Origin of the sequence: Bacillus sp. AG4(2022) (assembly GCF_031844465.1) — a bacterium.
GTDB classification, from domain to species: domain Bacteria; phylum Bacillota; class Bacilli; order Bacillales; family Cytobacillaceae; genus Bacillus_AB; species Bacillus_AB infantis.
In genome coordinates, this window is sequence record NZ_JAUZVH010000003.1 from 471,581 (window position 1) to 496,635 (window position 25,055).

Annotated in this window: 32 protein-coding genes; 11 read left to right on the top strand and 21 right to left on the bottom strand. The window is 47.1% G+C overall.

Translation table 11 applies throughout. From position 1 onward, the window contains the following. Positions 1 to 427 precede the first annotated feature (427 nt). Positions 428 to 757 (top strand): hypothetical protein, encoded by a 330-nt coding sequence (locus Q9R36_RS11280; protein ID WP_022543270.1) that lies wholly within the window; start codon positions 428 to 430, stop codon positions 755 to 757. Between the two features lie 242 nt (positions 758 to 999). On the opposite strand, the gene Q9R36_RS11285 is transcribed toward Q9R36_RS11280, so the two are convergent. The 4 genes from Q9R36_RS11285 to Q9R36_RS11300 all read right to left on the bottom strand — a co-directional run bounded on the left by Q9R36_RS11285 (position 1,000) and on the right by Q9R36_RS11300 (position 3,629). After that, positions 1,000 to 1,929: a diacylglycerol kinase gene (locus Q9R36_RS11285; RefSeq protein WP_224905552.1), complete on the bottom strand. Its 930-nt coding sequence runs from the start codon at positions 1,927 to 1,929 to the stop codon at positions 1,000 to 1,002. Between the two features lie 263 nt (positions 1,930 to 2,192). Continuing rightward, entirely contained in the window at positions 2,193 to 2,807 is a 615-nt protein-coding gene (locus Q9R36_RS11290) for a TetR/AcrR family transcriptional regulator (protein WP_224952079.1), read from the bottom strand. Next, positions 2,808 to 3,365: a GNAT family N-acetyltransferase gene (locus Q9R36_RS11295; RefSeq protein WP_009792510.1), complete on the bottom strand. Its 558-nt coding sequence runs from the start codon at positions 3,363 to 3,365 to the stop codon at positions 2,808 to 2,810. Positions 3,366 to 3,380: 15 nt separating this feature from the next. Further along, positions 3,381 to 3,629 (bottom strand): hypothetical protein, encoded by a 249-nt coding sequence (locus tag Q9R36_RS11300; protein WP_009792511.1) that lies wholly within the window; start codon positions 3,627 to 3,629, stop codon positions 3,381 to 3,383. Between the two features lie 255 nt (positions 3,630 to 3,884). Between Q9R36_RS11300 and Q9R36_RS11305 the strand changes: the two genes are divergently transcribed. Beyond that, positions 3,885 to 4,535 carry a hypothetical protein gene (locus Q9R36_RS11305; protein ID WP_101552092.1) on the top strand — a complete coding sequence of 217 codons (651 nt, stop codon included), beginning with the start codon at positions 3,885 to 3,887 and terminating at the stop codon, positions 4,533 to 4,535. Here the strand turns inward: Q9R36_RS11305 and Q9R36_RS11310 are convergent. Together Q9R36_RS11310 and Q9R36_RS11315 are read right to left on the bottom strand one after the other, a co-directional pair. Beyond that, positions 4,476 to 4,994, bottom strand: coding sequence for a spore coat protein (locus Q9R36_RS11310; protein WP_165352690.1), 519 nt, complete (start codon positions 4,992 to 4,994; stop codon positions 4,476 to 4,478). The genes Q9R36_RS11305 and Q9R36_RS11310 overlap by 60 nt on opposite strands. Positions 4,995 to 5,089: 95 nt before the next feature. After that, positions 5,090 to 6,445: a TrkH family potassium uptake protein gene (locus Q9R36_RS11315; RefSeq protein ID WP_094769563.1), complete on the bottom strand. Its 1,356-nt coding sequence runs from the start codon at positions 6,443 to 6,445 to the stop codon at positions 5,090 to 5,092. 163 nt (positions 6,446 to 6,608) lie between these two features. On the opposite strand from Q9R36_RS11315, the gene Q9R36_RS11320 reads away from it, so the two are divergent. Next, on the top strand, positions 6,609 to 6,797 hold the full coding sequence (locus tag Q9R36_RS11320; RefSeq protein WP_156916983.1) for a hypothetical protein: 189 nt from the start codon (positions 6,609 to 6,611) through the stop codon (positions 6,795 to 6,797). A 39-nt stretch (positions 6,798 to 6,836) separates the two neighbouring features. Here Q9R36_RS11320 and Q9R36_RS11325 read toward each other — a convergent pair whose 3' ends face one another. From Q9R36_RS11325 to Q9R36_RS11350, 6 genes are all read right to left on the bottom strand, one after another. Continuing rightward, complete coding sequence (locus Q9R36_RS11325) at positions 6,837 to 7,781, bottom strand: LiaI-LiaF-like domain-containing protein (RefSeq protein ID WP_101552163.1); 945 nt, start codon at positions 7,779 to 7,781, stop codon at positions 6,837 to 6,839. A 40-nt stretch (positions 7,782 to 7,821) separates the two neighbouring features. Continuing rightward, positions 7,822 to 8,922, bottom strand: coding sequence for a hypothetical protein (locus Q9R36_RS11330; protein WP_009792517.1), 1,101 nt, complete (start codon positions 8,920 to 8,922; stop codon positions 7,822 to 7,824). Beyond that, complete coding sequence (locus Q9R36_RS11335) at positions 8,922 to 9,392, bottom strand: hypothetical protein (protein ID WP_009792518.1); 471 nt, start codon at positions 9,390 to 9,392, stop codon at positions 8,922 to 8,924. The genes Q9R36_RS11330 and Q9R36_RS11335 overlap by 1 nt, the downstream gene beginning before the upstream one ends. Continuing rightward, entirely contained in the window at positions 9,389 to 9,964 is a 576-nt protein-coding gene (locus Q9R36_RS11340; protein WP_009792519.1) for an RNA polymerase sigma factor, read from the bottom strand. Before Q9R36_RS11340 ends, Q9R36_RS11335 begins: the two co-directional genes overlap by 4 nt. Before the next feature lie 120 nt (positions 9,965 to 10,084). Then, positions 10,085 to 10,633 carry a cysteine hydrolase family protein gene (locus Q9R36_RS11345; RefSeq protein WP_094769560.1) on the bottom strand — a complete coding sequence of 183 codons (549 nt, stop codon included), beginning with the start codon at positions 10,631 to 10,633 and terminating at the stop codon, positions 10,085 to 10,087. Then, positions 10,633 to 11,118 (bottom strand): carboxymuconolactone decarboxylase family protein, encoded by a 486-nt coding sequence (locus Q9R36_RS11350; protein ID WP_009792521.1) that lies wholly within the window; start codon positions 11,116 to 11,118, stop codon positions 10,633 to 10,635. The genes Q9R36_RS11345 and Q9R36_RS11350 overlap by 1 nt, the downstream gene beginning before the upstream one ends. A 122-nt stretch (positions 11,119 to 11,240) precedes the next feature. Here Q9R36_RS11350 and Q9R36_RS11355 point away from each other — a divergent pair, with 122 nt between their 5' ends. Both Q9R36_RS11355 and Q9R36_RS11360 read left to right on the top strand, forming a co-directional pair. Further along, positions 11,241 to 11,678, top strand: a complete 438-nt coding sequence (locus tag Q9R36_RS11355) for an Lrp/AsnC family transcriptional regulator (RefSeq protein ID WP_009792522.1) — start codon at positions 11,241 to 11,243, stop codon at positions 11,676 to 11,678. A gap of 52 nt (positions 11,679 to 11,730) precedes the next feature. Then, positions 11,731 to 11,886, top strand: coding sequence for a hypothetical protein (locus Q9R36_RS11360; protein ID WP_009792523.1), 156 nt, complete (start codon positions 11,731 to 11,733; stop codon positions 11,884 to 11,886). Positions 11,887 to 11,951: 65 nt separating this feature from the next. Here Q9R36_RS11360 and Q9R36_RS11365 read toward each other — a convergent pair whose 3' ends face one another. Next, the gene (locus tag Q9R36_RS11365; protein ID WP_009792524.1) at positions 11,952 to 12,116 is read right to left on the bottom strand and encodes a DUF3934 family protein; all 165 of its coding nucleotides are present in this window, start codon (positions 12,114 to 12,116) and stop codon (positions 11,952 to 11,954) included. Positions 12,117 to 12,226: 110 nt separating this feature from the next. Continuing rightward, positions 12,227 to 12,772 carry a putative periplasmic lipoprotein gene (locus tag Q9R36_RS11370; RefSeq protein WP_311225125.1) on the bottom strand — a complete coding sequence of 182 codons (546 nt, stop codon included), beginning with the start codon at positions 12,770 to 12,772 and terminating at the stop codon, positions 12,227 to 12,229. A 153-nt stretch (positions 12,773 to 12,925) separates the two neighbouring features. On the opposite strand from Q9R36_RS11370, the gene Q9R36_RS11375 reads away from it, so the two are divergent. After that, positions 12,926 to 14,059 carry an NAD(P)/FAD-dependent oxidoreductase gene (locus tag Q9R36_RS11375; RefSeq protein WP_311225126.1) on the top strand — a complete coding sequence of 378 codons (1,134 nt, stop codon included), beginning with the start codon at positions 12,926 to 12,928 and terminating at the stop codon, positions 14,057 to 14,059. A gap of 40 nt (positions 14,060 to 14,099) precedes the next feature. Here Q9R36_RS11375 and lepB read toward each other — a convergent pair whose 3' ends face one another. Both lepB and Q9R36_RS11385 read right to left on the bottom strand, forming a co-directional pair. Next, positions 14,100 to 14,651 carry a signal peptidase I gene (gene lepB, locus Q9R36_RS11380; protein ID WP_009792527.1) on the bottom strand — a complete coding sequence of 184 codons (552 nt, stop codon included), beginning with the start codon at positions 14,649 to 14,651 and terminating at the stop codon, positions 14,100 to 14,102. Between the two features lie 104 nt (positions 14,652 to 14,755). Then, positions 14,756 to 15,550 carry a class I SAM-dependent methyltransferase gene (locus Q9R36_RS11385; RefSeq protein WP_009792528.1) on the bottom strand — a complete coding sequence of 265 codons (795 nt, stop codon included), beginning with the start codon at positions 15,548 to 15,550 and terminating at the stop codon, positions 14,756 to 14,758. 126 nt (positions 15,551 to 15,676) lie between these two features. Between Q9R36_RS11385 and plsY the strand changes: the two genes are divergently transcribed. From plsY to Q9R36_RS11405, 4 genes are all read left to right on the top strand, one after another. Continuing rightward, on the top strand, positions 15,677 to 16,303 hold the full coding sequence (gene plsY / locus Q9R36_RS11390) for a glycerol-3-phosphate 1-O-acyltransferase PlsY (RefSeq protein WP_022543262.1): 627 nt from the start codon (positions 15,677 to 15,679) through the stop codon (positions 16,301 to 16,303). 195 nt (positions 16,304 to 16,498) lie between these two features. After that, positions 16,499 to 17,746, top strand: a complete 1,248-nt coding sequence (locus tag Q9R36_RS11395; RefSeq protein WP_009792530.1) for a dicarboxylate/amino acid:cation symporter — start codon at positions 16,499 to 16,501, stop codon at positions 17,744 to 17,746. A 71-nt stretch (positions 17,747 to 17,817) separates the two neighbouring features. After that, positions 17,818 to 18,258, top strand: coding sequence for an NUDIX hydrolase (locus Q9R36_RS11400; RefSeq protein ID WP_165352688.1), 441 nt, complete (start codon positions 17,818 to 17,820; stop codon positions 18,256 to 18,258). A 129-nt stretch (positions 18,259 to 18,387) separates the two neighbouring features. Continuing rightward, complete coding sequence (locus tag Q9R36_RS11405; protein WP_311225127.1) at positions 18,388 to 18,711, top strand: hypothetical protein; 324 nt, start codon at positions 18,388 to 18,390, stop codon at positions 18,709 to 18,711. Positions 18,712 to 18,821: 110 nt separating this feature from the next. Here Q9R36_RS11405 and Q9R36_RS11410 read toward each other — a convergent pair whose 3' ends face one another. The 5 genes from Q9R36_RS11410 to Q9R36_RS11430 form a co-directional block, all read right to left on the bottom strand. Then, positions 18,822 to 19,373 (bottom strand): thioredoxin family protein, encoded by a 552-nt coding sequence (locus Q9R36_RS11410; RefSeq protein ID WP_129613838.1) that lies wholly within the window; start codon positions 19,371 to 19,373, stop codon positions 18,822 to 18,824. A gap of 205 nt (positions 19,374 to 19,578) precedes the next feature. Then, complete coding sequence (gene gatB / locus Q9R36_RS11415) at positions 19,579 to 21,006, bottom strand: Asp-tRNA(Asn)/Glu-tRNA(Gln) amidotransferase subunit GatB (protein ID WP_129613837.1); 1,428 nt, start codon at positions 21,004 to 21,006, stop codon at positions 19,579 to 19,581. Positions 21,007 to 21,019: 13 nt separating this feature from the next. Further along, on the bottom strand, positions 21,020 to 22,477 hold the full coding sequence (gene gatA, locus Q9R36_RS11420; protein WP_101552112.1) for an Asp-tRNA(Asn)/Glu-tRNA(Gln) amidotransferase subunit GatA: 1,458 nt from the start codon (positions 22,475 to 22,477) through the stop codon (positions 21,020 to 21,022). 11 nt (positions 22,478 to 22,488) lie between these two features. Continuing rightward, positions 22,489 to 22,779: an Asp-tRNA(Asn)/Glu-tRNA(Gln) amidotransferase subunit GatC gene (gene gatC / locus Q9R36_RS11425; protein ID WP_094769552.1), complete on the bottom strand. Its 291-nt coding sequence runs from the start codon at positions 22,777 to 22,779 to the stop codon at positions 22,489 to 22,491. Between the two features lie 179 nt (positions 22,780 to 22,958). Further along, complete coding sequence (locus tag Q9R36_RS11430) at positions 22,959 to 24,200, bottom strand: MFS transporter (protein WP_101552114.1); 1,242 nt, start codon at positions 24,198 to 24,200, stop codon at positions 22,959 to 22,961. A 259-nt stretch (positions 24,201 to 24,459) separates the two neighbouring features. Here Q9R36_RS11430 and Q9R36_RS11435 point away from each other — a divergent pair, with 259 nt between their 5' ends. Next, positions 24,460 to 24,810 carry a cupin domain-containing protein gene (locus Q9R36_RS11435; protein ID WP_094769550.1) on the top strand — a complete coding sequence of 117 codons (351 nt, stop codon included), beginning with the start codon at positions 24,460 to 24,462 and terminating at the stop codon, positions 24,808 to 24,810. The last annotated feature ends 245 nt before the right edge of the window (positions 24,811 to 25,055 follow it).

A 25,055-nucleotide genomic window follows, 5' to 3' on the forward strand; every position in this document is an offset into this window, starting at 1 on the left:
ATCGAAAAGTTGCTAGTATATGGGAAAAGTTGCTAATAAAACAGGAAACTTGCTAATAAACTTGAAAAGTTGCTAATAACCGGAATGTGCGGCCTGCTTGCAGAGTCCCCCGATCTGAGGACAGTCGCAAATATATCTTAAAAGTCGCAATTATATCCAAAAAGTCGCAAATAAAATTCAAATCCCGCAAATATATCCTAAATCCCGCAAATAACCGCCTCCTAACTCACATTCTCCTCCAGTAAAAACCAAATGCAAGCACATAAAAAACACACAAAGTTTCCCCACCCCTGATACAGCAGCAAAGTAAACCTTTTCATCCCCAAATCGCGTCAAAACTGGGGATTTTGTCAAAACTTTTTTGTTTTAAAACATGAACAAAGGCGATATGATGGTAATATTCTATTTGGCGAAGGGGTGTGAGAAGATGAGAAAGGCGAGAGCTGTTTCAGCACTGCTTTTAATGACAATCCTGTCATTTTTGTTCGTTCATTATCAGCCAATCCATCAGGATCACCAGCCCGTCCATGAAAGCAAGGCAGCCCTTCTCGGAGAAACCGGGGAATCATTCCAGCTGACTGCGGATGAAAAGCACGAACCTTCCGCATTACCCGGCAGTTCCACTGTTATCCTGCTGGCAGCTATCATGGTATTCCTGGCTGTCCGCCATCTTGCTTTCGCACTTCATCATTTTTTCCTGAAAAGCGTCTTTTATCAGTCCAACTATGTGGACCGTTCTCCTGCATTGTTCAGCTAAAGCTAAACAAACAATAAGGAGGACAATATTATGTGGATTCGATTCTTAATGATCGGCGCTTTTTCATTAACGGCGTCTACTCTGTTTCTTTACCAGGGAATGGAGATTTACCACGCAATTACTGATTTGATTAAGCATAAAGCATAAAGCATAAATAAGATGAGACAAGGCGCGGGAGCTTTTCCGCGCCTTTTGTAAAACAAAAAAAACAGGGAAGAGACACCAGCTCTCTTCCCTGTTTCTTATTCCTCCACAGTTTCGTACGGCCGGTCTTCCTTGCGGATTTTATCGATTGGCACGAATACTTCAAGATGGCGGTAAAGATTGACGAATTCAGCAGGAAGCAATCCGCCGAATTCTCCGTCCAGGTTCAGCTGGACTTTTTCTTTGGAGGTAACTTTTATCCGGTTGGCCTGTGTATAGATGACATGGGGATCATGGATATGCTCTCCTCTTACTGCCATGGAGGCAATCCGGATGAAATCGGCGAGATTCGTCTTTTTCAGGATCAGCAAGGAAAACAGCCCGTCATTGATCGACGCATCCGGGGCCAGGCGTTCAAAGCCCCCAACCGAGTTGGTAAGCCCGACCAAAAAGAGCATGGCTTCACCTTCATACAGCTTCCCATCGTATTCAATGCTGACTTCCGTGGATTTGATCGAAGGAAGCATTTCAATGCCCTTCAGATAATAGGCCAGCTGCCCCAGCATGGTTTTCAGCTTGCTCGGCACTTCATACGTAAGCTCGGTCAGCCTTCCGCCCCCGGCTATATTAATGAAATATTTATCATTGAACCGGCCGATATCAACAGGAATCGTATCGCCCTGTATGATGATATCAACTGCAGCCTGTACATCGCGGGGAATATGGACCGCACGGGCAAAGTCATTGGTTGTGCCGCACGGAATGATGCCAAGCTTCGGCCGGTACTCCTGCTCGGCCATCCCATTGACCACTTCATTGATCGTTCCGTCTCCCCCGGCTGCTATGACCAAATCATATTTCCGTTCCACAGCTACACGTGCCGCCTTAGTGGCATCACCCTCACAGGTTGTAGCATGGCACGAGGTTTCATAGCCCGCTTCCTCCAGCTTCTGCAGCACCTCAGGGAGATTCTTCTTGAAAATTTCCCGTCCAGAGGTTGGATTATAAATGATTCTTGCTCTTTTCATACCCATCATCCTATTAATAAAATTGACGCTCAATTCAAAACTGTCCATTACTTTTTCCTTAATATAGGAAATAAGCTTCCTTCATAATTTTAACACCATACAGTTTGAAAAGCATAATTTTACCCTTAATTTTTTCGATTATGCACCTTGGCATTATACCCCTTTTGGCGATAATTATCCTCTCTCTGCATCAGCTGCTGAAAAAATAAAAAACCTGCCGGCGGCAGATTTTCAGGGATATACCGGTGAGGTAATTCTCAGCCTCATCCACTCTTAATATACGACATCATAAACTGCTTAAACGTCTGAAAAACTTTATCTGAAGGAAAATCATCAAAGAGGATGCGCTGGATATTCGTTCCGTCAACCACCACCCAGAACATATTGGCAATAAGGCGGGAATCTGTTTCAGGTGCAAACTCTCCCGATTTCTTGCCCTCTTCCACAATTTTGAGGATGAGGTTAATGAAGAATTGATTGCCGCGCTGTTTCAGCACTCTGCTGATCTCTTCATTCCGCGAAGAATGAAGTGTAAATTCATAATGGACGACGATGTAATCTTTCATGTCTTTATCCGGCCTTGAGCGGCTGTAGCGGTCAAAAAGATAAGAAAGCCTGGCACCGGCGGAATCAAGTGACTCGATTTCCTTCAGGAGGCGGTCATTAGCTTCCTCCGTCTGCTCCATCATAAGTGTGATATAAATATCATCCTTGCTTTTAAAATAGTTGTAGATGGCACCCTTGCTGATGCCTGATTCTGCAACGATGTCGTCGATGGATGCAGCCTGGAAGCCTTTCCTGGCGAAGCATCTCAGCGCACTGGCCAAAATCTCCTTCTTCTTATTCCGTTTATACTCCTCTGATACAATCGGAGGCACTCAATTCCCCTCCCTGTTTGTGCTCATAGGACGGAACTCATGCCTGAGAATGCCCATGATCAGATTGTCGTAGTGGACTCCATTCCAAAGCAGTTCTCCCCTGAAAGCCCCTTCCTTTACAAATCCCAGTTTTTCATAAGCCCTGATGGCCCGGCTGTTATACTCATACACATTGAGATACACGCGGTAAAGGCTGAGCACTTCAAAGGCATATTGAAGCAGAAGCGAAATAGCCTCCGTTCCAAGCCCCTTTCCGTAATGCTCTTTTTTATAAAGAGCAATTCTGAGGCTGGCATTTTTATTGATATAATCAATTTCCGTCAGAGCCAGATCCCCTATCGCAGCTCCTGTCTCTTTGTCTGTTATGACAAGATCGATCCGTGATTTGTCTTCAGCAAAGTTCTTATAGGCTTTTTCAAGGCTGTCTTCTGTAAAAAAGGTCTGTGTCCCTGTAAGCTTCCTGAACTCAGGATCGAGGAGGGCCTGATAAATATGGGTGCTGTCTCCTTCTCTAAAAGGCCGCAGACTGACCCGGTTTCCTGTAAAATAGTTTTCCATCACGCAAAATCCTTTCTATCCGCAGCTTTTTGCACGCTTCTCCATCAGCACTGCAAAAAGTTCCCCATGCTCTTTGGTAATAACAGCATCTTCACCTATCAGCCCCTCTTTCACCAGTTCTGTTCTGATTCTATCTAAGAACAGCTCCTTAATCGCACCTGACCGGCAAGGCTGGATATGCCCGGAAAGCTCCCATATCCATTCTTCCATATGGATGCTCTTGCTCGTTTTCTTCATCTCGCTTGAGATTCTTCTTCTGCTCATCTTTCTCACCCGCTTTTCTTAAAACAACCGCATTGTGTTTCCCTGTTTCCCCATTAAATAAACCAATTAGTTTATTTAATTATAAGGATATATATCTAAAAATTCAAACATTTTATCTTTTACTTGATTAAAATGCATAGAGTCCTGATTTGGCGCTCTTTGCTTTCCGGATCTCCCTGAATGCCTTCTGCTTTTCTTGACGAAACTTCTCTCCTTTTTTAACGTATAAAAAGAAAAAGGCAGATGGAGGTTTATATGAAGAAAAAGAAGCTGAACTTCAAAAACAAAAAAATTAAAAGGCCGCAGTCTGTCCTGGAATGGCTGACTGCAATCTCTGGCATTGGAAGCCTTTTCTTTTTGATTTGTTCGCTCATTCTTTGGGGTGTGTCCGGATTGATTAACGATTTCCTCTGGTCGGAGGTACTCAGCTTAATTATTGCTGTCTCTATATGCCTTTGCGCAGGCCTTGCTTTCCTGGCTTTAGTATGGACTGCAGAAAGCTGGTCGGGGGGAATTATTATCTCTCTTTTTACCATAGTCTTCCTCGCATCCGGGGGATATTTCATACACGAAGCCCATCTGCTCTACAAGGATAAGGATGCCTATGAAAATAAAGAGTTCCTGTTTGTAGAAGGTGTTCCAGATGAGGCAGAGTACGATGATCCCGAAACAGGCACCGAGTTTGTAATGGAGCTTATTTTTGATGATTTGATGGTGGACGTGTATTCCATGGATATCAGCCGAAGCTATTATGAAGAACGGCTGGAGGGAAGGAAGCTGAAGATCGCCTACCTCCCAAACAGCCATTATGCGGTAAGATGGTGGATTTTAGAAGAGCAGCAGGCCTTATTCTCTAAACAGCTCTTTGAATCGGCGGGCAGCCTCTTCCTGCTCCCCTCTGTTTGAATCGGGGGCGTATTCCCAGCCCTTTTCCTTAATCAGTTCACTGTATCTTTCCTGTATCCCTGTCTGCTGAAGTGCCATCTGTATGTGAATGCGGCGGACATTCGGGGTTTTCATATCAAGTGCCGAGCTGAAATTGGTGCCGGCCATCGACTTTGCCGTGTTTCTCGCTTCCAGGGCGATTTCCTGATCGCTCAACCTGCCCTCTGTATCAGTACATACCATTTCTAATGGTTTCAGTTCCTGAAGGGCGGCTGCAGTCACTCCTTCATTTGTCTCTGGATTCATCAGCTTGATCATCACATGTACATGGTTTTTCATCACCACAGCCTGTTCATACAGTATTTGTTTGAGCCTCTCATCCTCCGCCAGGCAAAAATACAGCTCCAGCTTTCCAAGGACACCTTTATGCACCATTAAATGCTCTGACATCAGCCCAAGATCTATCGCTTTTATAATCATTCCAATCCCCCCCATTGTATATATTTATATATTGAAAAGATATCCCATTCATGAACAAAAAAAGGCAGCCCGCTTTCGAAGCAGGCTGCTGTATGTTATCCAATGATGATTTTTTCCTTCGGATAATGATATCTTTCCTTGTTCGGGGTTCCCCTGATCAGGAACAGGAAGGACAGAATGCCGATCCGCCCGATGAACATCAGCAGGATGATGATGATTTTCCCTGCATCCGTCAGATCCGCTGTAATTCCCATGGAAAGGCCGGTTGTCCCGAATGCAGAAGCCACCTCAAAGGCAATCTGCAGAAAGGTGAACTTCGGATCAGTGAAGGTGAGCAGGATGACTGCCAGGCTGCAAATCAGGATAGCGGTTGCGAACACAATGTAAGATTTGATTACATCCTCCTGCATGATTTCCTTTTTAAACACTTTGATATGCGTATTGCCCTTGGCATATGTGTAGATGCTCAGCACCATGATGGCGAAGGTAGTTGTCCTGATTCCTCCGCCGACACTGCTGGGAGAGGCGCCGATAAACATCAGGATAGAGATAAAGAACAAGGTTGGCTCTGAAAAATCGCTGATATTCATGGTTGCGAGCCCCCCATTCCGGGTTGATACAGATTGGAACAGCGCGTAGAAGAAGGATTCATGCCACGATTTATCAGCAAAGAAATGATTATATTCAAAAAGGCAGATAAACGCAGTACCCAGTACAACCAGCAGAAAGAAGGTCACGGTCGTAACTTTGGTAAAAAGGGTGAACTTATACGGAATCGTACCGCGATGCCGTATAAATTCTCGTATCTCAATCAATACAGGAAAGCCGATGGCCCCGACGATCAGCAGGATGATGTTAATGAGCTGCACAAAATAATCATCAGCAAACGGGATCAGGGACTGCCCTGTAATATCGAAACCCGCATTGGTCGTTGCACTGACAGAGGCAAAGAATCCCTGAAGGAACGCCTCCTGCCAGGTAGGAAAATACCTCAGGAAATGAAAGCCAAGAATGATGGCGCCAATTAATTCAATGGTTATAAAGATAACAAGAATACGCCTGATAAGCATGACCAGTCCAGCAAGATTGTACTGATTCTGATCGGTCATGATCAGCTTCCTTTTTCTTAACCCGATTTTCTTTCCAACAAGCAGCCAGAAAAAAGTGCCAAGCGTCATAATCCCGATTCCGCCGAACTGCAGGATAAAAGCAAAGATAAAAGTGCCTGGCACACTGAGGATCTCGCTGACATTCACAGTGGAGAGGCCCGTGACGCTGATGGCGCTGACTGAAGTAAAAAAAGCATCTATAAAGGACAGTTCAACGCCTTCCTTCAGGGTGATCGGCAGCTCCAGCAGTACAGCCGAAAGAATAACAGCAAATAAGTAGAACAGAACAATCAGCTGCGCGGAAGATAACCGCTCCAGGACTTTTTCAATAAATGTCTTCATATTTCACCAACGTTATGTAAGAGTATGAGTCTTTTCAGTATACCCAATTTTCACCCTGCTGTTAATTCCTGCCTTGTTAAGGTTCCCGTAAGGTTCTGTTCACAGCGCTGAAATTTCCGGCCTGTATACTTGGGAAAAAGACATTATGGGAGGAAATAAGATCATGCACCATTTATTACTCGCAGCACTCATTATTCTGGCGGCTGCGTCCAGCTATATTTTCCGCGACGGGCTGACAGACCGCTCTTTAATGGTTTCGAGCATCCTTGTTATCCTGAATATCGGCATGTACATGAGGGCAAAGGCTAAAAAAGAAGAAACAATCAAAAGCAGTTCCGCACAAGAAGTATAAGGATAACAAAAAGATGCAGGGCCCAATCGGCCTTGCATCTTATTCTGCAGCTGTATTCAAACTCACACTATAGCTGCCGGAAATGCTGATCCGGTGCTCTCCGCTGCCAGACTGGTAGGTCGCATCCTTTCCGCCGCTGCCGGAATCTGCATATCCCTCTTCAGCAGAGGGCTTTTCTTCTTTTGTCACCTTCCAGTCTCCCTCGCTGCCCTGAAGATCCTTTATATCAAAGGCATTTACCTTCAGGCTGCTTTCTTCCTGGATATAAAGGGAGACATGGGATACCTGTTCAACACTCCAGTCGCTCATCAGCTCCCTCGGCTTCATGGTCACCGTGTTGCCGCTTCCTGTCACTTCAAGCTTTACACCTTTAGGAATAAGGAGCGTGGCATCCGTGGAGGCGTATCGTTCAAACGGCCCCGCTGTTTCATTCGGGAGCTCTTTGACCGTGATATAGAGCGAGTCGCCGTTCCGGTGGGAACTGACATAATCTGAGGGCTTTGAAACCAGTTTTTCGTTTTTGCCAGTCATCGCCCTGTAGGTGCCAAACATGGAAACGTCTTTCCCGGAAGCACCTTCAATAGTAATCGGGGAATTTCCGGTCTGGACAATAACCCTCTTAATGCTTCCATCCAGCTTTTCGGTGAACTCAGGCAGATCCATAGTCCGTTCTTCCCTGCTCACAACATCATCCAATTTATCCAGAATGCCCGTTGAGCTGACTGCCGCAAATCCGATGCCGGCCGTGCCGAGAATGCCGACAAAGAGAATGCTGAGAAAATCATATTTCAAATAAGGCTTTTCCTGTTTGGAAAAAAGCAGGAAAAGCAGGATTTCCGCTCCCAGGATTACGAGGATGATCGGCCACCATGACATCATGGCATAGCCGAAATCCATATCAAGCATACGCGAAAGCAGCAGGAAAACCCCAAGGAAAAGCAGTGCCGCCCCCATGGAAAATGTACCAACACGCCATGTCCTCATTCCTTCATTCCGCCCTTCATTTTTCTCATCCATGCCCAAATTAATCAACCGCCTTTTCTTTTACAGATTTGCTGCCAAGAAGGAGGCGCAGCCCGCCGCCGATCAGCAGGATGCATACAATGCCTGTCTGGAAGTAGCGGTCAAACCAATAGCGGATGTCTATATCAATCATGTTATACAGCATTGGAGAAATGGCGGGAAGAACGATGCTTGTTGTCAGATAGTACAGCCCTACAAGGACCAGGCCGATCCCCACCCATTTCTGATGATTGATGAAATACGAAATGATCGGCGTATCCTCCAAAGGCTCATTTCCATATCGGGATGATTTCTGGAGTCCGTCGAAGAAACTGTAGAACCAAATGATCGGAATCAGGAACAGGAAGATCCCCAGCCTAAGCACATCCAGGATATAAATGGAGAACAGGAAGGCAGCCATCAGCTGAATGCCCCGCCGCTGCAGTCCGAGATACAGATGGCCTGCTCCCGGAAAAATGGACAGGAATGTGGCAATAGATTTGCTTTTCTTGCCTTCATCCCGCTTCGACTCGAAATCCTCCATGATTGTACGGTCCACCAGCTCTTCTCCCCGATGCTTACGGTTCAGCTGCTGGATGCTATCAAAGAAGCCGTATACCCAAATAACCGGCAGGATCGCCCAGAATACAAGGAACTCACTTCGATGGGTCAGCACCGACACAAACAGCACCATCACACCAAGACCAAGAAAAGCGGTGAGGAGCGTTAAACCCCGGTTCATCAGGCCCAGCTGAAAGTGTCCAAGCCCAGGCACAAAGGACAGGATGATGGTAAAAAAGCGCTCCGACTCCTGGCTTGCTGCCGGCTTAGCTGATCCGGCAGCCCCGCTGCCATCCGTAAAGGCTGTGCCGCCCTGCTGGTAGAGCTTTGATGCAGTGATGGCCGTATCAATAAAGTTGACGAAATAGATCAGCAGGCCGAACAGTGCAAATATGATTGCCCCGTCCCCGTAAACATACATGCTGATCAAAGCCACTGTTAAGATCATCAGCCCGAACACAGCTGCTGTATAAAATAAACCTCTAAGGGTCTTTCCCAGATAAAGCAGGCCTCCCCCAGGGAAAAAAGCTAAAAGAAAAGCGATAATCGGATTTTTCTTCATTATTTATTTGCCTCCTTATTCTTCTTCTCGATCGTATCCATCCAGGCAAAGGTTTTATCCACTAGCCCTTCTGTCACAGATGTTTTCTTTTCCTGGAAATCCGGATCCTGAACAGCTCCAGCATACTGGGTGATTGACTGGAAAACACCGGTCGTCATGAGCAGGATGGTCATTGCCGCTGCAAGGGAGTAGTGGAACAGCGGCGACTGGTAGAATGGCCTGCGCTTCTTTTCTTCATAAACCGGAGGCTGGGCAGGCTCTAATGCTTCTGCTGAGATTTGCGCCATCACCAGATCAGTGAAGCCTGAGCCGCTTTCCATTTGCGGCAGCTCTGTTACCGCAACTGCCTCCAGATAGACGTCGAGGCACTCATCACAGCTGTACAGATGATCTTCATAAACTTCCCTTTCCGCCTCTGCCAGTTCATTATTCGCATACCGCTTCCACTCTTCATACGTAAAGTGCTTCATGAGAAATCATCCTCCTTCCAGTGCTTCCTCATCCATAAGCGCGCTCTGTAGAGCTTTGTCTCCACAGTCTTCACCTGGACATTCTGTTCTTCCGCTATTTGCTGATAGCTTTTTTCAGCTATATAAAAGTCATAGATTACATCTCGATAATTATCAGGCAGCTGGTGAAGCTTTTCCCTCACCCGCTTCCGCCTTTCCTTATTCATAACTTCGGCCTCTACAGCCTCTTTTTGGGTGCCGTGAAGCTCATATCCGGCATACTCAAGGGAATCCTCCCTGCGCCGGTCCCTCTTTCTTTTTACATCAATAGCATGATTGACTGCAATTCTGGTGATCCAGGTTTTAAAGCCCTGGTCCTCATATTGGGGGAGAGAGGAATAGATTTTTATAAACACTTCCTGAGCGGCATCTTCCGCTTCCTTCCGGTCCCTTAATACTGCAAAGATTGTCCGGAACAAATCATTGCTGTATTTTTCAACCAGGAGCCGGAAGGCATGCTCCTTGCCGCTCTTCGCTTGCTGGATAAGAACTTGGTCGCTAATCTCTCTCTCCCCCTTTCTGGCAGCTTCCAACGTAATAGACGAAACCGGGATAAAAGACCCCTACAGGTTTTAAAAAAAAAAAATTAAAAGTCCTTTTCATTCTATCATCCCCCATTCCGGATCCCACTGGAATCAAAAAATCCCGGCTCTTCAGGCCGGGAATTCCTTTAATACTTTTTCAGTAGTACACACTTCCGCAAACTCCCCATGGAGGATGGCAAGCTCTGTTTGATGAATATGACCGGGAGAGAAGATGGTGCCGTCATGGCCTTTCCGTTCAAAGGATGCACAGGCATCCTCCGGCAGCCAGACCGAAAAGCCGAGATTAGCTGCCATCCGGACAGTGGTTGAAACGCAATGGGGTGTGGTAAGCCCGGCAATGACAAGCTCTTTGCTTCTTAGATTTTTAAGCAAATCTTCAAGGGGCGTGCCGATAAACGCACTGTTGACGCTTTTCTGGATAATGCTTTCCCCAGCTGCAGGCTTCACCTCTTCCTTGAATTGATGGCCGATGCTTCCTTTGAAAAATAAAGACTCCCTGCTTTGAGAGGTATGCTGGACGTGAATCACCGGCAGATTGCAGTTTCTCCAATGCTTCAAAAGCCTTGCAGCTTCTTTTTCCGCACCAGGATTATTCCGCTCACCCCAGGAAAGATCCTCGAAGGCCTTCTGGATATCAACCAACAGCAGAACAGCCATCAGGCACCCTCCTTCCCTAAAGAACAAAAATCGTATAAATCAAGGCTGACAATCATTTTATGATAGCCGTCAAAAAGATTGATGAGTGCCAGCAGCTTCATGATTTCCTTTTCGTCATAGGAATTTTTCAGCCACTCCAAATCCGAGTCTTTTAAGAGCCGCGGATTGGATCTGTAGGTTTCCAGAAAATCAAACAGCTTCCGGTCCCAATGAGAGAAATCCGAGAAATTATTGTGCTCCACAGCATAAGCGATGGCTTCATTCTGTTCCATTCCGCCGGTATACGAGAGGCTCATGCAAGTCGCACATCCATTTTTATTAGCCAGATATAAACGCACCTTCTCTTTTACGTCCAGGCTGATTCCTTCCTCATTCCACAGCTGCTCATACAGGGCATCATACAGGGCGGCCACTTCTGGCACATAAGCCAGCGCTTTTTGAAAATTGGTCTCCCCCTGTTTTTCATTCAATTTGATTCTTGGCATTTGCAACTCCTCCTTCTGCTTTTATAATAGAAGGAATTAAAATAATAATGAATTAAATATGAAACCAGTTTTTACCGATACTCGTTTCAAATGAAATATGTTTCTACCAAGGAGGCTTACAAATGATAATCGATGAGACAGACAAGCGTATTTTGCAGGAGCTGGAGAGAAACGGCCGGCAATCAATGAGGGAGCTGGCAAAGAAAGTAAACCTTTCAGCCCCTTCAGTCACAGAACGCGTCAGACGCCTGGAAAGTGAGGAAATCATCAAAGGATACACCATTTCCATTGACTATAAAAAACTCGGATATGGGATTGAATGTTTTGTAGAAGTCACCTTGCGGCAAGGAGATTATCAGAAGTTTAGGGAAAAAATAGCTGAGGTCCCCAACGCGGAATTCTGCTCCCGTATAGCCGGCCAGGCCTGCTATCTCGTCAAGCTGAGACTGAAAAAGCTTGAGGATATTGAAGGATTCATCAATGAAATTACACCTTATGCAGGAACAGTCACCCATATTGCCCTGTCGGAGGTGCCTGTGAACAGCTTCTTCCTGGAATAGGCGCATAATCCATGGATAGCATCGAATCCTATAAACACAGGAGGTGCTTTTTATGGAAGAACAAAAGAAGGACAAAAAGGTCGGGGAAAAAATGAAGTCGATGGACGCGATGGATCAGGGGCTCAATATCATCTCCCAGGCATTCAACCGGGCAACGGGCGTTGATGAAGGAAATGACGGAAGAGAGGATCAGCAGGATTACAAATAACTGCAGTGGTCTTTATGAACAAATAAAATAGAGCCAGAGGAACTTCCTGGCTCTTATCCCCATCCTTAGTCATTCCCGCCGGAATCCCCGGATTTCCCTTGATTTTTTGTGCCTTTGCTTTTATATGGCTTGGCGCTTTTTGCTTTTTTGGCACCCGCCTGCCAGCGGTTCCACCCTTTCTTTCCAGTTCCGCTGCCAGTGCCGCTTTTTCCTTTTTTTGCTTTGGTCATCAATAATCAGCTCCCATGTAACTGTGAAGCGTTCTTCCTGCCAACACACGGTCCGCAGCAAGGCTTGCACATGAACATTAGCATACCATATCAGGAGCCTGCTAAGCGAACTACTTCAGCATCTCATTGGCCATTTCAGTCAGCTCTTTTTTGTGCTGATCTTCCGGAATGGCTTTGTTATTGTACATAATGGTGTACTGAACCTTATCCCGCAGAAAGGACAAGGTGTTTCCCTGATACATGCCCTCTGCCCCTCCTTCAAGCTCCACTGGTTCGGAATTGGGCTGCTCGGAGGATTCGACCGGGTAATCAGCAGAAACCATCAGCAAGTAATCCTCTTTTTTGCTTTTTGGAATGGCCTTGAATTCCGCCTTGATTTGTTTTCCGGTATGGTTCATATCCATAATAGCCGGCGGCTGAAACCCCTCCCCATCAAACGGCAGCTTTTTCGGCAGCTTCATTTCAAACGGGAGCGCATCGAGTCCCTCTTCAACAGTCTGCGCTTCATATGTAACAGGAATTTTTTTGGCCTGTTCTTTATCCACGTCGGCCATCTCCACTTTTTTCAGATTATCTGTATCCAGTTTTCCGCTCTGCATATTCTGGCAGCCTGCAAGAAGGCTTGCGGCAAGGCCGATCATGAGGAGTTTTTTCATCTATTGTCACTGCTTTCTTGTAAGGATGCTTTTATTATATCACACAAAAATACATATTCTGCCAGATTCCACAAAGATGCTCTATGCACTTTTTACAATTAAGCCGACAGGACGGTATACTATAACTAAATTCCATTATAAAGGATGCAGGCTATGAAAAAATATATTGTGATAGGTGCAGGGATATTGGGCGCCTCAGCTGCCTACCACCTGGCAAAATCGGGGAACCGGGTGATCTTGGCGGACCGGAATGAAAAAGGACAGGCTACTGCCGCTGCTGCCGGCATTGTCTGCCCATGGGTATCGCAGAGGCGCAATAAAGATTGGTACCGGCTTGCTAAAGCGGGGGCACGCTATTATCCGGAGCTCGTGAAGGAGCTTGAGGAACGCGGCGAGCCGGATACAGGCTACAGCAGGGTTGGTGCCCTTATCCTGCACAAGGAAACCGATAAGCTTGAAAAAGCGGAAGAGCGGACATTGAAGCGGAGGGAAGAAGCACCGGAAATCGGGGAAGTCACTCTTCTTACCCGGGAACAGACAGCTGAGGCTTTCCCTCCGGCTGATAAAGAGTTTGCAGCAGTGCAGGTCAGCGGAGCCGCCCGGGTAGACGGACGGGCACTGAGGGATTCCCTGATCCGTGCGGCAGAAAAGGAAGGGGCAGTCTTTCTCGAGAAGGATGCTTCACTGATCTATGAAGGAAACCGGGTGACAGGCATCCTTGCCGGTGAAGAACAATGGGAGGCAGATGCTGTCATCGTCTGTGCCGGCGCATGGGCAGCGGAAATATTCAAGCCGCTCGGCATTGAAATGGATGTCAGCTATCAGAAGGCCCAGATTGCCCACCTAAAGCTTCCGGATGAAGCAACTGACAGCTGGCCTGTCCTTATGCCCCCCGGTGACCAGTATCTGCTTGCCTTTACCGGCGGACGGATTGTTGCAGGGGCAACTCATGAAAATGATGTATCCGGTTTTGATGCGAGAATCACAGCCGGAGGCATGCAGGAGGTCCTTGCAAAAGCCCTCTCTACAGCTCCCGGCCTGGCGGATGCCAGTCTGATAGAAGCCAGGGTCGGTTTCCGCCCCTTTACTCCCGGCTTCCTTCCGGTCATCGGAGCTGTCCCTGGGTGGGGAGGCCTGCTCACTGCCAACGGTCTTGGCGCCTCCGGCCTGACGATGGGGCCGTTTCTTGGACAGCAGCTTGCAAAGCTGGCATTGGGGCATGATACGGACATTGATCTCAATCCTTATCACGTTCAAGGAGCTTTAAAGGATCAAAAAAGCGAGTGACAGGAAAAGAGCCCGGTAATTAGCAGCCGGGCTCCTTCTTTTATGGTTTCTCAGGATTTCCTATCCGATTGAGCGGGAAGTAGCGGAACTTGGCTTCCCCAACGACAGACTCATCAGAAATGAATCCAAAGCTTCTGCTGTCATTGCTGTTCAAACGGTTATCGCCCATCACAAAATATTGATGCTCCGGCACGACAAGCGGTCCAAAATTTTCTGTCAGATGCTCAATGCCGAACTCTGCCGCTTCCTTGCGGTTTTCAGCCAGATATGGTTCATCCACTTTTTTCCCATTCACAAAAAGCTGGTCGTCCTTCACAGAAATTTCATCCCCTGGCAGACCGATCACCCTTTTTATATAATCATCCTCGGAATCAGGCGAATGAAATACAACGACATCCAAACGCTCAATCTTGCTGAGCTTGGTCACGATCACTTTATTCTGATTCTGGAAGGTCGGCATCATGGAATCGCCCTGGACAGTCACCGGCGCAAATATAAACTGGCGGCAAATAAACGCAATGACGAGCGCGAGGGCAATCGATTTGGCCCATGAAATCCATTCAGACTTTTTGCTGTTCCCTGCCATGGTCATTCTCCTCTCAAACACTATATGAATCTATTATAAGCGAAAAGAATGGCATATGCACATTTCGGTTTGAAAAAGCGCTCTGTACTGAATGTCCTCCATCAGTCACTTTACCGGATTCCCTCCTGAAGAATAGCTATAGTGCAGAAATGCGCAATCTCATGTGAGGCACTGGCCCCATAGTGTGCCTCCAGCTCTTCTTTCAGGCGCTGCAGCAATCCATCTCCTTCCTCTTTTGAGAGGTCCGCCAAATAGGATAAAGAAGCAACTCTGTCCAGCCATTCTTCATTGGTGAAATGGACATCATATGGAAGCGCATACAAATCCTTCAGCCCGAACCCTGCCTCTTCCCACTCACGGAACCACTCTACAGGAAATCCATTGATTCTTTGGCTTGACTCTGCCTTGCTTCCGGCAGGTTTAAGCTCTGCTCCTTCTTTCTTCAAAAAATCAAAAGTGATTTCCACAAGCCTTTGGTCTGTCTTGAATCCTGTATCTGCCACAATCAGGTGACCCTTCGGCTTAAGAATCCTGGTGATTTCCCTGAGGGCTTCTTCCCTGTCAAACCAGTGCCAGGCACGGAGCACCGTCGCCATATCATACTCAGCCCCGTCAAGGCCTGTATTTTCTGCAGTTCCTTTTTTATAAGGGATTTCAAGATACTTGTCCCGGCTGATCCCGGCGGCTTCCTGTAGAAGCTTTTCTGAGGGATCGATTCCGACAGCGTCTGCTTTGCGGAAAATCAGCCTCCTAGTCAGCGCTCCTGTCCCGCAGCCCAGATCAACCACTTTTTTGCCGGTAAAATTAATATTTCTTAGATGAAGGCTATCAAACAGACTATTTGGAACATCGTTCCGGGAACGTGCATATTCACTTGCCCTGTTTCCAAAATCAACAATACCCATTCCGCCACATCCTTTTTCAAAATATTAGGAATTTAAATCGGGGTATGCTCATTATATGGTAGAATGAAAGCAATTACAATTTCTCTCACTTTATTTCTGCTGTAAGGCTGGCAGAAAGGAGGATTTATGAATTTTGCTATTCTTGCAGCCGCCTATTTGATCGGCTCGATTCCAACCGCCCTTCTGATTGGCAGGTGGCTGTTCCAAATCGACATACGCGAGCATGGCAGCAATAATCCCGGGGCAACCAACACCGTCCGGGTCCTTGGAAAGCGGGCCGGGATTGCCGTTCTTCTCATTGATGCAGGCAAGGGGGCACTTGCCGCAGGTCTGCCTCTCCTTCTTCATACTGACCTGGATCCGCTCTACACCGGACTGATTGCGGTTGCGGGCCACTGCTTCCCTATTTTCGCTGGCTTCCGCGGGGGCAAAGCCATTGCAACAACCGCAGGGGTGCTGCTGGTTGCCAATGCCTGGATGTTTCTGGCGGCCTATGCAGCGTTTGTCGGAGTCATTTATGCAACAAAATATGTATTTTTCGGTTCAATCTCTGTCGGAATTGCCCTTTTCATTTTTTCTTTATTTCAGCCCGGTTGGACCCATGAACTTATATTTTTCTTTTTTACAATCTTTCTGATCATCCTGCACCGTTCAAATATCTCAAACTTCCGCCAAAATAAAGAGCCAAAGATCAATGACAAAAACTTAAAGAATGACAGGATACCTGCGAAAAAAGGGCCGAAGCAGGCTTGAGAGCTGTGATGGCTCTCTTTTTTTTGTTGTATAAACAAGCCCGGTCCGCCTTCTGAATGGCAGATCCTTTGAATGAAAAAAATACCTGTTCATTTCCCAATCTGTCATATCCATTCCATTTCGGGTAGAATGGTAGAGGTTCACCCATATCCTATGGGCATCATCTCAATTTTTTTTGCAAAAGGAGTTACCTAAATGAAGGAAAAATTAAAAGCATACCGCTTTCCCATTATCCTGTTTGCTTCAATTATCATTGGAAGCATTATCGGGTTCGTTTTCGGAGAAAAAGCGGAAGTAATCAAGCCGCTTGGGGACTTATTCTTAAATCTCTTATTTATGTTAGTAGTACCGCTCGTCTTTTTCACAATCTCATCGGCTATCGCCAATATGAACAGCATGAAGCGGCTCGGAAAAATCATGGGCAGCATGATGGTTGTATTCATTGCTACAGGCATTATTGCCTCTATTGTAATGCTGGTTGCGGTAACAGCCTTCCCGCCGGCCCAGGGGACTGACATCCCTCTGACACAGCCGGAAAATACAGAAGAGCTGAGCCTGCCCGATCAGTTGGTCAAAACCTTTACTGTGCCTGACTTTATTGAAATCTTCTCCCGCAAGAATATGCTCGCTTTAATAGTCTTTTCAGTCCTGGTTGGGGTGGCTTCAGGCCTTTCTGGTGAAAAAGGACGCCCTTTCACAAAGTTTCTGGTCAGCGGTTCAGAAGTCTTTATGAGGCTGATCAATCTTGTCATGTATTATGCACCCATTGGACTTGGCGCTTACTTTGCGTCACTGATAGGCGTATTCGGTCCTGAACTTCTCGGAGATTATGCCCGTGCCGTAATCGTCTATTACCCTGCTGCCATTCTTTATTTCCTGATCGGCTTTACGCTTTATGCCTTTATTGCCGGGGGACGGAGAGGAGTGGCCCGCTTTTGGAAAAATATCTTTTCCCCTGCTGCCACCGCTCTTGCCACTGGAAGCAGCGTTGGCTCATTGCCTGTTAACCTGCAGGCCGCCAAACGAATCGGCGTGCCTAAAGATATTAGGGAAACCGTTCTTCCGCTCGGCGCAACCATTCATATGGATGGCTCCTGCCTGGCGGCCATATTGAAGATTTCTTTTGTATTCGGCATTTTCAATATGGATTTCACTGGCCTGGATACCTTTTTAACAGCAATTGGCATCTCGCTGCTTGCAGGGACAGTCATGAGCGGTGTGCCAGGAGGAGGCTTTATTGGCGAGATGATGATCATCACACTTTACGGCCTGCCAATCGAGGCGCTTCCGATCATTTCAGCAATCGGCGTAGTGGTCGATCCGCCAGCCACTGCCGTCAATGTCACCGGAGATACCGTTTCCAGCATGCTTGTAACTAAACAGCTGGAAGGGAAAGACTGGATGGATAAACACTTTGAAAAAGAAGAGGAAGCTATCATTTAACACCATGCCCCCTGAATGAAGGGGGCATTTCTCATGTTATAATGAACCAAAAAGTATACAGGAGGTACTCAATGAATTCTATCTTGATTGCAAGCACTGCCGTCCTGATGGATGGCCGGCTGCTCATGATTAAGGAACATAAAAATGCGGCTGGTCCCACCTGGAATTTCCCCTCCGGCCATGTGGAGCCCGGGGAAGATATAATTGCGGCCGCCCGGCGGGAAACAAAAGAAGAAACAGGGCTGGATATTAAAATTGCGGAATCGGCAGGAATCTTCCAGTTTACCAGCAGGACAGGCCACCCTATTCTCCTTTTTCAATTTCTTGCTGAATTTGCCGGCGGCACTATTAAATTAGAAAATGGGATGACAGAATATAAATGGATGACAGCTCAGGAAATTCTCAGCATGGACGATAACGGGCTGCGGGAGCCCGGTGTAATCAAGCAAATAGCCCGCTCTATACTGAAACAAAGTTATATCCCTCTCTCTTTCTTTCATACCATCTCTTAATTTTTACTTTTTTTGGAACTTTTTCTTTCTTTAATCGTAAAAAAAGAAGCATGGGGGCAAGCCGGCCAACTTTGAAACACACATCCTTCCATACGCCGCTTCCTCTAATAATGGAAAGGAGATGAATTCATGAAACGTTTTGCCATCATCCTTGCTGCTTCCTTGACCATCCAGGCCCTGCTGCTTTTCTCCATCTGGCATTTCTTCTTTTCCGGCTATGGCCTGATTGATTTCTCATTCTTATTTTCCGCTCTGTGGTTTGCTTTCGTCTTGTTTTTTTCCAGCACAGGCGATGCTTGGACCAACAGAGTCATCGCCAGTTCATTCATGAACCACCGGGATACAGGGCACAGGGAAGCCAGAGAAATGTTCCACATCAGAGTCAATCCCCTGCTCGCATCCTCCCTGCTTATGCTCGCTGCTTCCCTTGGATTTTCTTTTTTGTTCTCTTGAACAGAATACAAATAAAGCTGCCGCTGAGATGCGGAAGCTTTATTTGTAATTGAGAAGCCAGCCGGGCTGCCTGCTATACTTTTAATATGGGCGGCTATTCTTTGCTGCCTTTATTGAAGTTTAGCTATAATGCTTGCTGCCACATCATGCCAGACCTGTTCATCTTCCTGGTATGCCGCTTTCATCTTTTTAAACATGATGCCTTGCTTTTCTTTGAAGTCTTCACTGTCGGCTGATGGAAGCTGCGCCCGTTCATTGTCGACAAAGGCCTGAACGGTCTCTGCCCGCGGGCCCCATACAGCCTTTTCCTGTCCGTCTCCATCGATGAAGATAAAAATAGGAATTGAACGTGCCGTTCCATTGGTTAAATACTGATCCATCAGCTCAAGATTTTCATCCCGCAGAATGAACCTTGTCTCCATATCCGTCTCTCTTGCTATATGCATAAGGATCGGAATATTAAGCATCGCATCCCCGCACCAGTCCTCTGTCAGGACAATCACTTTTAATCCTTTTCCCTTCACATTCCCCAGCTTGGCCTTTTCCTCTTCTGTAAGAGAAAACTTATTTTCTATGCTTTCCATCTCCTGCTTATTAACACTCATACCTTCCACATATTCAGAGAAGGTCAGTCCCTTCGCAAACCAGTCTTTCAATTCCATACAAGCACTTCCTTTCCTATCAATATTGATTAATTGGCTATTGCATCTCTTATTTATTCTCTGCGAATACAGTACAATCCTTTTTTTGCCGGACTTTGCCGCATTTCATCCTTTCCTGGGAAATAAAGAGGAAGTTTGTCTAAACAGACCAGCAAATTTCCCCATAATAAATAGAAACCGCTGGATTTCCCCAGCGGCTTATTCTCTATCGTTTTGTTATTTCCTGCATCAGCAGCTTGTTGATCATTTGGGGATTAGCCTGTCCCTTGGAGGCTTTCATGATCTGCCCGACCAGGAACCCGGTTGCTTTTTGTTTGCCTGCCTTAAAGTCATCGATCGATTGCGGATTTGCATCAAGTGCATCTGTCACATATTGAAGGAGCGCTCCTTCGTCAGAAATCTGGACGAGGCCCTTCTCCTTGACGATGGCTTCCGCGGTCCCGCCATTTTCGATGAGCTCCTTGAAGACCTTTTTAGCGATTTTGCTGGAGATTGTCCCGTTTTCAATCAGCTTGATCATCCCGGCCAGGTTCTCCGGTGTCAGCTTTACATCAGCCAGCTCTTTCTGCTCCGCATTCAAGTAGGCAGACACTTCACCCATCAGCCAATTTGATGCCTGCTTGGCGTCCGCTCCTGCTTCGACCGCTGCCTCGAAGAAGTCAGCTGTCTCCTTTGTTACCGTCAGGACTGCAGCATCATAAGCAGGGAGGCCAAGCTCTTCTACATAACGCTTTTGCCTCGCGTCCGGCAGCTCCGGAATCCCGGCACGGATCCGGTCCTTCCACTCCTGGTCAATGTAAATATCCGTCAGATCAGGTTCAGGGAAATAGCGGTAATCATCAGAACCCTCTTTTACACGCATAAGCAGGGTCGTATTAGTAGACTCGTCATAGCGGCGGGTTTCCTGCTGGATCGTACCTCCGGCAAGAAGCACCTCCTCCTGGCGCTTTGCTTCATACTCAATCCCTTTTCTGACAAAGTTGAAAGAGTTCAGATTTTTCAGCTCGGTCTTGGTGCCGAATTCCTCCTGGCCAACTGGCCTGATGGAAATATTCGCATCACATCTGAGCGATCCTTCTTCCATTTTACAATCAGAAACACCCGTATATTGAATAATGCTTTTCAGTTTTTCGAGATAAGCATAGGCTTCATTGGCTGTCCTGATATCAGGCTCTGACACGATTTCAATCAGCGGGGTTCCCTGGCGGTTGTAATCGCAGAGGGAATAGCCTTTTTCATGATTCAGCTTGCCGGCATCCTCTTCCAGATGGATCCGGGTGATTCCGATTTTTTTCTTATATCCGTCCACTTCTATTTCAATCCAGCCATGCTCACCAATCGGCTTATCAAACTGTGAGATCTGATAGGCCTTTGGATTATCCGGATAAAAATAGTTTTTGCGGTCAAATTTCGTTACATCAGCAATTTGGCAGTTCAGCGCCATGCTCGCTTTCATCCCGTAATCGACCACTTTCCGGTTAAGCACCGGCAGCACGCCGGGATAGCCGAGTTCCACAACGCTTGTGTTTGTATTGGGTTCCGCCCCGAAATGGTTCGGGCTCGCGGAGAAGATTTTCGAATCTGTTTTTAATTCAACATGGACCTCAAGTCCAATAACCGTTTCATAGTTCATGTCTGTTTCCCCCTTACAGTCCCGGCTTTTGCTTATGGAAGTCAGTTGCCTGCTCAAAGGCATGGGCTGTTCTGTAGATCGTGCTCTCGTCAAAATACTTGCCGATGATCTGCAGTCCGAGCGGCATGCCATTCGAATATCCGCACGGAACCGAAATGGCAGGCGCACCTGCCAGGTTAACAGGGATAGTTAATATATCATTGGCATACATAGTCAGCGGATCGTCTATATTCTCCCCGATATTGAATGCCGGAGTCGGCGCTGTAGGCCCGATGATGACATCATAAGATTGAAATACCTCTTCAAAATCCTTTTTAATCAAAGTGCGGACCTTTTGTGCTTTTTTATAATAAGCGTCATAATAGCCTGAGCTTAAGGCGAAGGTTCCGAGCATGATCCTTCTTTTCACCTCATCGCCGAAGCCCTGGGCGCGCGACTTTTTGTAAAGCTCCATCAAAGTTTCAGCATCCGGAGAGCGGTAGCCGTACCTGACACCGTCAAAGCGGGCAAGGTTGGCGGACGCTTCTGATGATGAAAGCAGATAATAGGCAGCCAGAGCATACTTGGAATGCGGGAGGGATACTTCTTCCCATACAGCTCCCAGATTCTCCAGCACCTTAAGCGCATCGAGGACAGACTGGCGGACTTCTTCATCCACACCTTCAGCAAGGTACTCTTTTGGCACAGCGATTCGCAGACCCTTCACATCTCCGGTCAGGGCGCCGGCGTAATGATCGACAGGAACATCTGCTGAGGTAGAGTCATTCGGGTCCAGACCGGAAATCGCCTGAAGAAGGTAAGCATTATCTTCAACATTCCTGGTTATTGGGCCGATCTGATCAAGGGATGAGGCAAACGCAACAAGACCGAACCGGGAAACACGCCCATAGGTAGGCTTTAATCCAACCACTCCGCAATAGGAAGCAGGCTGTCTGATGGATCCCCCTGTATCTGACCCAAGGGCAAAAGGCACTTCCCCTGCTGCGACCGCTGCAGCCGAGCCGCCTGAAGAGCCGCCTGGCACTTTCTCAAGATTCCATGGATTGCGGACATTTCCGAATCCTGAATTCTCGTTTGAGGAACCCATCGCGAATTCATCCATATTCAGTTTTCCAATCGTGATGGTTTCGGCATTATGTAAATGATCCATAACAGTCGCATTATAGATCGGGTCGAAATCTTCGAGGATCTTGCTGGCACTGGTGGTTCTCAGTCCCTTCGTGACAATATTATCTTTAATGCCGATCGGCATGCCAAAAAGGAGGCCCTTCGATTCTTCCGTGCCCAGCTTTTCGTCTAAGCGCTTTGCCTGCCGCCGTGCTTCTTCCTCATTCAAGGTCAGGAATGCCCCCACCTGGCTGTCTACTTCCCCAATCCGATTAAAAGACTGCTCAACCAGATCAGATACGGAAATTTCTTTTTTATGTAAAAGTTCATGGAGCTCTGAAACTTTATGATCAAACAAACTCATTTGTCTTCCCCCTATTCCAGTATGGATGGCACCTTAATTTGCCCATCCTGGTGGTCCGGCGCGTTTTTCAGCACTTCCTCCTGCGGCAGCCCTTTTTTCGCGATATCTTCCCGGAATACATTCTTGATATCCAGTACATGGGAAGTTGGCTCAACCTTCTCTGTATCAAGTTCACTAAGCTGCTCTGCAAAAGAAAGCATTTTTTCCAGCTCTTTTTGCATCCGCGCTGCTTCCTCATCCGAAATCTCCAAACGTGCCAGGTGGGCTACATGCCTGACCTGATCTTCTGATATTCTAGACATCTCTGTCACCTCCAAATATTTTAAAAATGCTATAAGTATAGATAGAATCATATCAGACTCCAGCGCTTTAAAGCAATTGCCGAAAGTAGTGGAATATATGGCGGCCGCAGTGAAAAGCTAAGGCGCCTGGATATCCCAGACGCCTTTACCCTTGTTCTAAATATTGCATTCATCCGGTTTCATCCTGCACCTTCCTGTCCGGATGACTTGGACACTCCGCGGCTGCTCGCATAGCGGCCGGCGATGCAAAGAAAAATCAGGACCGGTACAGTAAGCAGACCTGTTGCAAATAATCCGGCCTGGATGGAAATCGAAAACGCGATCCAGCCAACAAACGGCCCCCCTGCAATCTGTCCGATTGCATCAAGCTGTCCAAACAGTGAAAGCATGGTGGCCCTTCCCTTTGGCTCAAGCATTTGATTAAGCCAGATGCTGTAAAGCGGGCTGTTAAGGCCTCTCAGTGTAAAACTGGCCCAATAAGAGGCAAGGGCAAGCCAAAGCTCCCCGCTAAGCGCAAAAATCAGTGTGCTGGCCGCGAGAGCTCCGTTCACGAGGAGCAGCAGGCGGACATATGTCTGCTCCCCTTCCCCATTCAGCCTCCTGCTGATCCACTCGACCACCCCGATATTCAGAAGCAATGCAATCCCATTGATCAATCCGAACCAGAGAACTGCAGAGCTCCCGGCAAGCTGAATATCCTCCAGAAAATGGGCAGCCCACAGCCTGTCGAAACCTTCGCTTGCGAGCCCCCACATAAGGGCAATGCCAGCCATGCCGGCAAGAACCGGATGGCCCTTCACTGTCCTGTATCCTTTGTGTATGGCTCCGGCAAGCTGCCGGAGCTGGGATGATTCTTCACGCTCCAGCTTTTCAAATCGTTCTTCAGGCATCCGAAACCAGAGCCAGACAGCCAATATAATGAAAGAACCGCCCGCAATCAGAATCGCTGCCTGAACTGAAAAGAGCATGGATATAATCATGCTTGCTATGATACCGGCAATTTTGCCAATAGAGGCAATCTGCGATCCTTTTAGAAAAACCTTATCAAGACCTTTTCCTTCCACTTCGTCGGCAATCCATGCTTCTTCCGCACCGCTGAGAAATGTGTATCCCAGGCCCCAGACAGCATAAGCTGATGCGATTCCCCAAAATGCAGGCACTGCCCCCTCCAGAAGATGGGCCAGTCCGAGCAGGATCGTTCCTATGATAACGGATTTCTTTCTGCTGACATGATCAGCTATGACTCCTGTCGGCACTTCAAACAGCACAATGGACAATTCCATAATCGTCCCGATCAGGACAAGCTGGAGCGGATTAAGCCCAGCCTCCACAACAAAATAAATCGCATTTACGGTAAAAATGACTTGAAATAAAAATGCCCGAATTCCCGTCAGCCTATAATATACTTTTTTTGCCTCCATTGCCCTTCCTCCGCTTCTCCTTCTTAATAAAAACTAAGAAAGTCTGAAACGGAGATCTCGTGACAAGCTCCCCGTCCCAGACTAGGAAACAAGCACCTTGATTGTCATATTGAACTCCTCCTTGTATGCTGGCATTTGCTGCCTGATAAAACTATTATACGGGCTGAATCCAATAAGTCACACCCGTTTTTTTACAATTCCATCTATTCATTTTTTTTAGTTATAATAGAAGGTGAATCCATTCAAGGAGAGGTTTTAGATGAAGCTATTTCGATTTGATTCAGCCGGCAAAGAGGTTTCAAAATTTGGCAGCCTGAACAGCTATTATACTCTATTATCCAGAGAAATCACGGTTACGGTAGGCTGCATGCATCTGAAGGAGGACAGCGTCCTTGGCATGCATCCTGCGGCCTGCCCGCAGCTTTTCCTGATTGTTTCGGGGGAGGGCTGGGTAAGGATTGCCGATGGAGAGCGAATAGCTGTAGGTCCTGGAACGGCTGTTTTCTGGGAAGATGGGGAAGAACATGAATCCGGCTCTGCTCTTGGCATGACCGCCGTTATTATTGAAGGCCCCGGACTTGAGCCTTCTTCGCAGCTTCAGCCTCTCTGAAGAACAAAAGCGCAAGCGCCTTGATCACCCTTAAGGAACGCAGACTAGGAACGCCGCATCCTGTGGCAACGTCTGCATGGCCAGCTTCCTGGGGGCCTTAAGACGAACATCCCGGAAAGGCGTTCTTTGCCTTTTTGGGATGTTTAGCTTGTGAACTTGGCGCAGCTGCTGGACGTGGATCAAGGATTGATAATATTCCACAAGACTTACAATTTTTAAATTTCCTGCACAATAAGGAAGCCCGC

What these genes read in the sequence shown, in the direction of transcription:
- Q9R36_RS11280 (WP_022543270.1), top strand. Translation starts at nt 428, where the DNA reads ATGAGAAAGGCGAGAGCTGTTTCAGCACTGCTTTTAATGACAATCCTG.
- Q9R36_RS11285 (WP_224905552.1), bottom strand. Translation starts at nt 1,929, where the DNA reads ATGAAAAGAGCAAGAATCATTTATAATCCAACCTCTGGACGGGAAATT.
- Q9R36_RS11295 (WP_009792510.1), bottom strand. Translation starts at nt 3,365, where the DNA reads ATGGAAAACTATTTTACAGGAAACCGGGTCAGTCTGCGGCCTTTTAGA.
- Q9R36_RS11300 (WP_009792511.1), bottom strand. Translation starts at nt 3,629, where the DNA reads ATGAGCAGAAGAAGAATCTCAAGCGAGATGAAGAAAACGAGCAAGAGC.
- Q9R36_RS11305 (WP_101552092.1), top strand. Translation starts at nt 3,885, where the DNA reads ATGAAGAAAAAGAAGCTGAACTTCAAAAACAAAAAAATTAAAAGGCCG.
- Q9R36_RS11310 (WP_165352690.1), bottom strand. Translation starts at nt 4,994, where the DNA reads ATGATTATAAAAGCGATAGATCTTGGGCTGATGTCAGAGCATTTAATG.
- Q9R36_RS11315 (WP_094769563.1), bottom strand. Translation starts at nt 6,445, where the DNA reads ATGAAGACATTTATTGAAAAAGTCCTGGAGCGGTTATCTTCCGCGCAG.
- Q9R36_RS11320 (WP_156916983.1), top strand. Translation starts at nt 6,609, where the DNA reads ATGCACCATTTATTACTCGCAGCACTCATTATTCTGGCGGCTGCGTCC.
- Q9R36_RS11325 (WP_101552163.1), bottom strand. Translation starts at nt 7,781, where the DNA reads ATGAGGACATGGCGTGTTGGTACATTTTCCATGGGGGCGGCACTGCTT.
- Q9R36_RS11330 (WP_009792517.1), bottom strand. Translation starts at nt 8,922, where the DNA reads ATGAAGAAAAATCCGATTATCGCTTTTCTTTTAGCTTTTTTCCCTGGG.
- Q9R36_RS11335 (WP_009792518.1), bottom strand. Translation starts at nt 9,392, where the DNA reads ATGAAGCACTTTACGTATGAAGAGTGGAAGCGGTATGCGAATAATGAA.
- Q9R36_RS11345 (WP_094769560.1), bottom strand. Translation starts at nt 10,633, where the DNA reads ATGGCTGTTCTGCTGTTGGTTGATATCCAGAAGGCCTTCGAGGATCTT.
- Q9R36_RS11350 (WP_009792521.1), bottom strand. Translation starts at nt 11,118, where the DNA reads ATGCCAAGAATCAAATTGAATGAAAAACAGGGGGAGACCAATTTTCAA.
- Q9R36_RS11355 (WP_009792522.1), top strand. Translation starts at nt 11,241, where the DNA reads ATGATAATCGATGAGACAGACAAGCGTATTTTGCAGGAGCTGGAGAGA.
- Q9R36_RS11360 (WP_009792523.1), top strand. Translation starts at nt 11,731, where the DNA reads ATGGAAGAACAAAAGAAGGACAAAAAGGTCGGGGAAAAAATGAAGTCG.
- Q9R36_RS11365 (WP_009792524.1), bottom strand. Translation starts at nt 12,116, where the DNA reads ATGACCAAAGCAAAAAAAGGAAAAAGCGGCACTGGCAGCGGAACTGGA.
- Q9R36_RS11370 (WP_311225125.1), bottom strand. Translation starts at nt 12,772, where the DNA reads ATGAAAAAACTCCTCATGATCGGCCTTGCCGCAAGCCTTCTTGCAGGC.
- Q9R36_RS11375 (WP_311225126.1), top strand. Translation starts at nt 12,926, where the DNA reads ATGAAAAAATATATTGTGATAGGTGCAGGGATATTGGGCGCCTCAGCT.
- lepB (WP_009792527.1), bottom strand. Translation starts at nt 14,651, where the DNA reads ATGACCATGGCAGGGAACAGCAAAAAGTCTGAATGGATTTCATGGGCC.
- Q9R36_RS11385 (WP_009792528.1), bottom strand. Translation starts at nt 15,550, where the DNA reads ATGGGTATTGTTGATTTTGGAAACAGGGCAAGTGAATATGCACGTTCC.
- plsY (WP_022543262.1), top strand. Translation starts at nt 15,677, where the DNA reads ATGAATTTTGCTATTCTTGCAGCCGCCTATTTGATCGGCTCGATTCCA.
- Q9R36_RS11395 (WP_009792530.1), top strand. Translation starts at nt 16,499, where the DNA reads ATGAAGGAAAAATTAAAAGCATACCGCTTTCCCATTATCCTGTTTGCT.
- Q9R36_RS11400 (WP_165352688.1), top strand. Translation starts at nt 17,818, where the DNA reads ATGAATTCTATCTTGATTGCAAGCACTGCCGTCCTGATGGATGGCCGG.
- Q9R36_RS11405 (WP_311225127.1), top strand. Translation starts at nt 18,388, where the DNA reads ATGAAACGTTTTGCCATCATCCTTGCTGCTTCCTTGACCATCCAGGCC.
- Q9R36_RS11410 (WP_129613838.1), bottom strand. Translation starts at nt 19,373, where the DNA reads ATGGAATTGAAAGACTGGTTTGCGAAGGGACTGACCTTCTCTGAATAT.
- gatB (WP_129613837.1), bottom strand. Translation starts at nt 21,006, where the DNA reads ATGAACTATGAAACGGTTATTGGACTTGAGGTCCATGTTGAATTAAAA.
- gatA (WP_101552112.1), bottom strand. Translation starts at nt 22,477, where the DNA reads ATGAGTTTGTTTGATCATAAAGTTTCAGAGCTCCATGAACTTTTACAT.
- gatC (WP_094769552.1), bottom strand. Translation starts at nt 22,779, where the DNA reads ATGTCTAGAATATCAGAAGATCAGGTCAGGCATGTAGCCCACCTGGCA.
- Q9R36_RS11430 (WP_101552114.1), bottom strand. Translation starts at nt 24,200, where the DNA reads ATGGAGGCAAAAAAAGTATATTATAGGCTGACGGGAATTCGGGCATTT.
- Q9R36_RS11435 (WP_094769550.1), top strand. Translation starts at nt 24,460, where the DNA reads ATGAAGCTATTTCGATTTGATTCAGCCGGCAAAGAGGTTTCAAAATTT.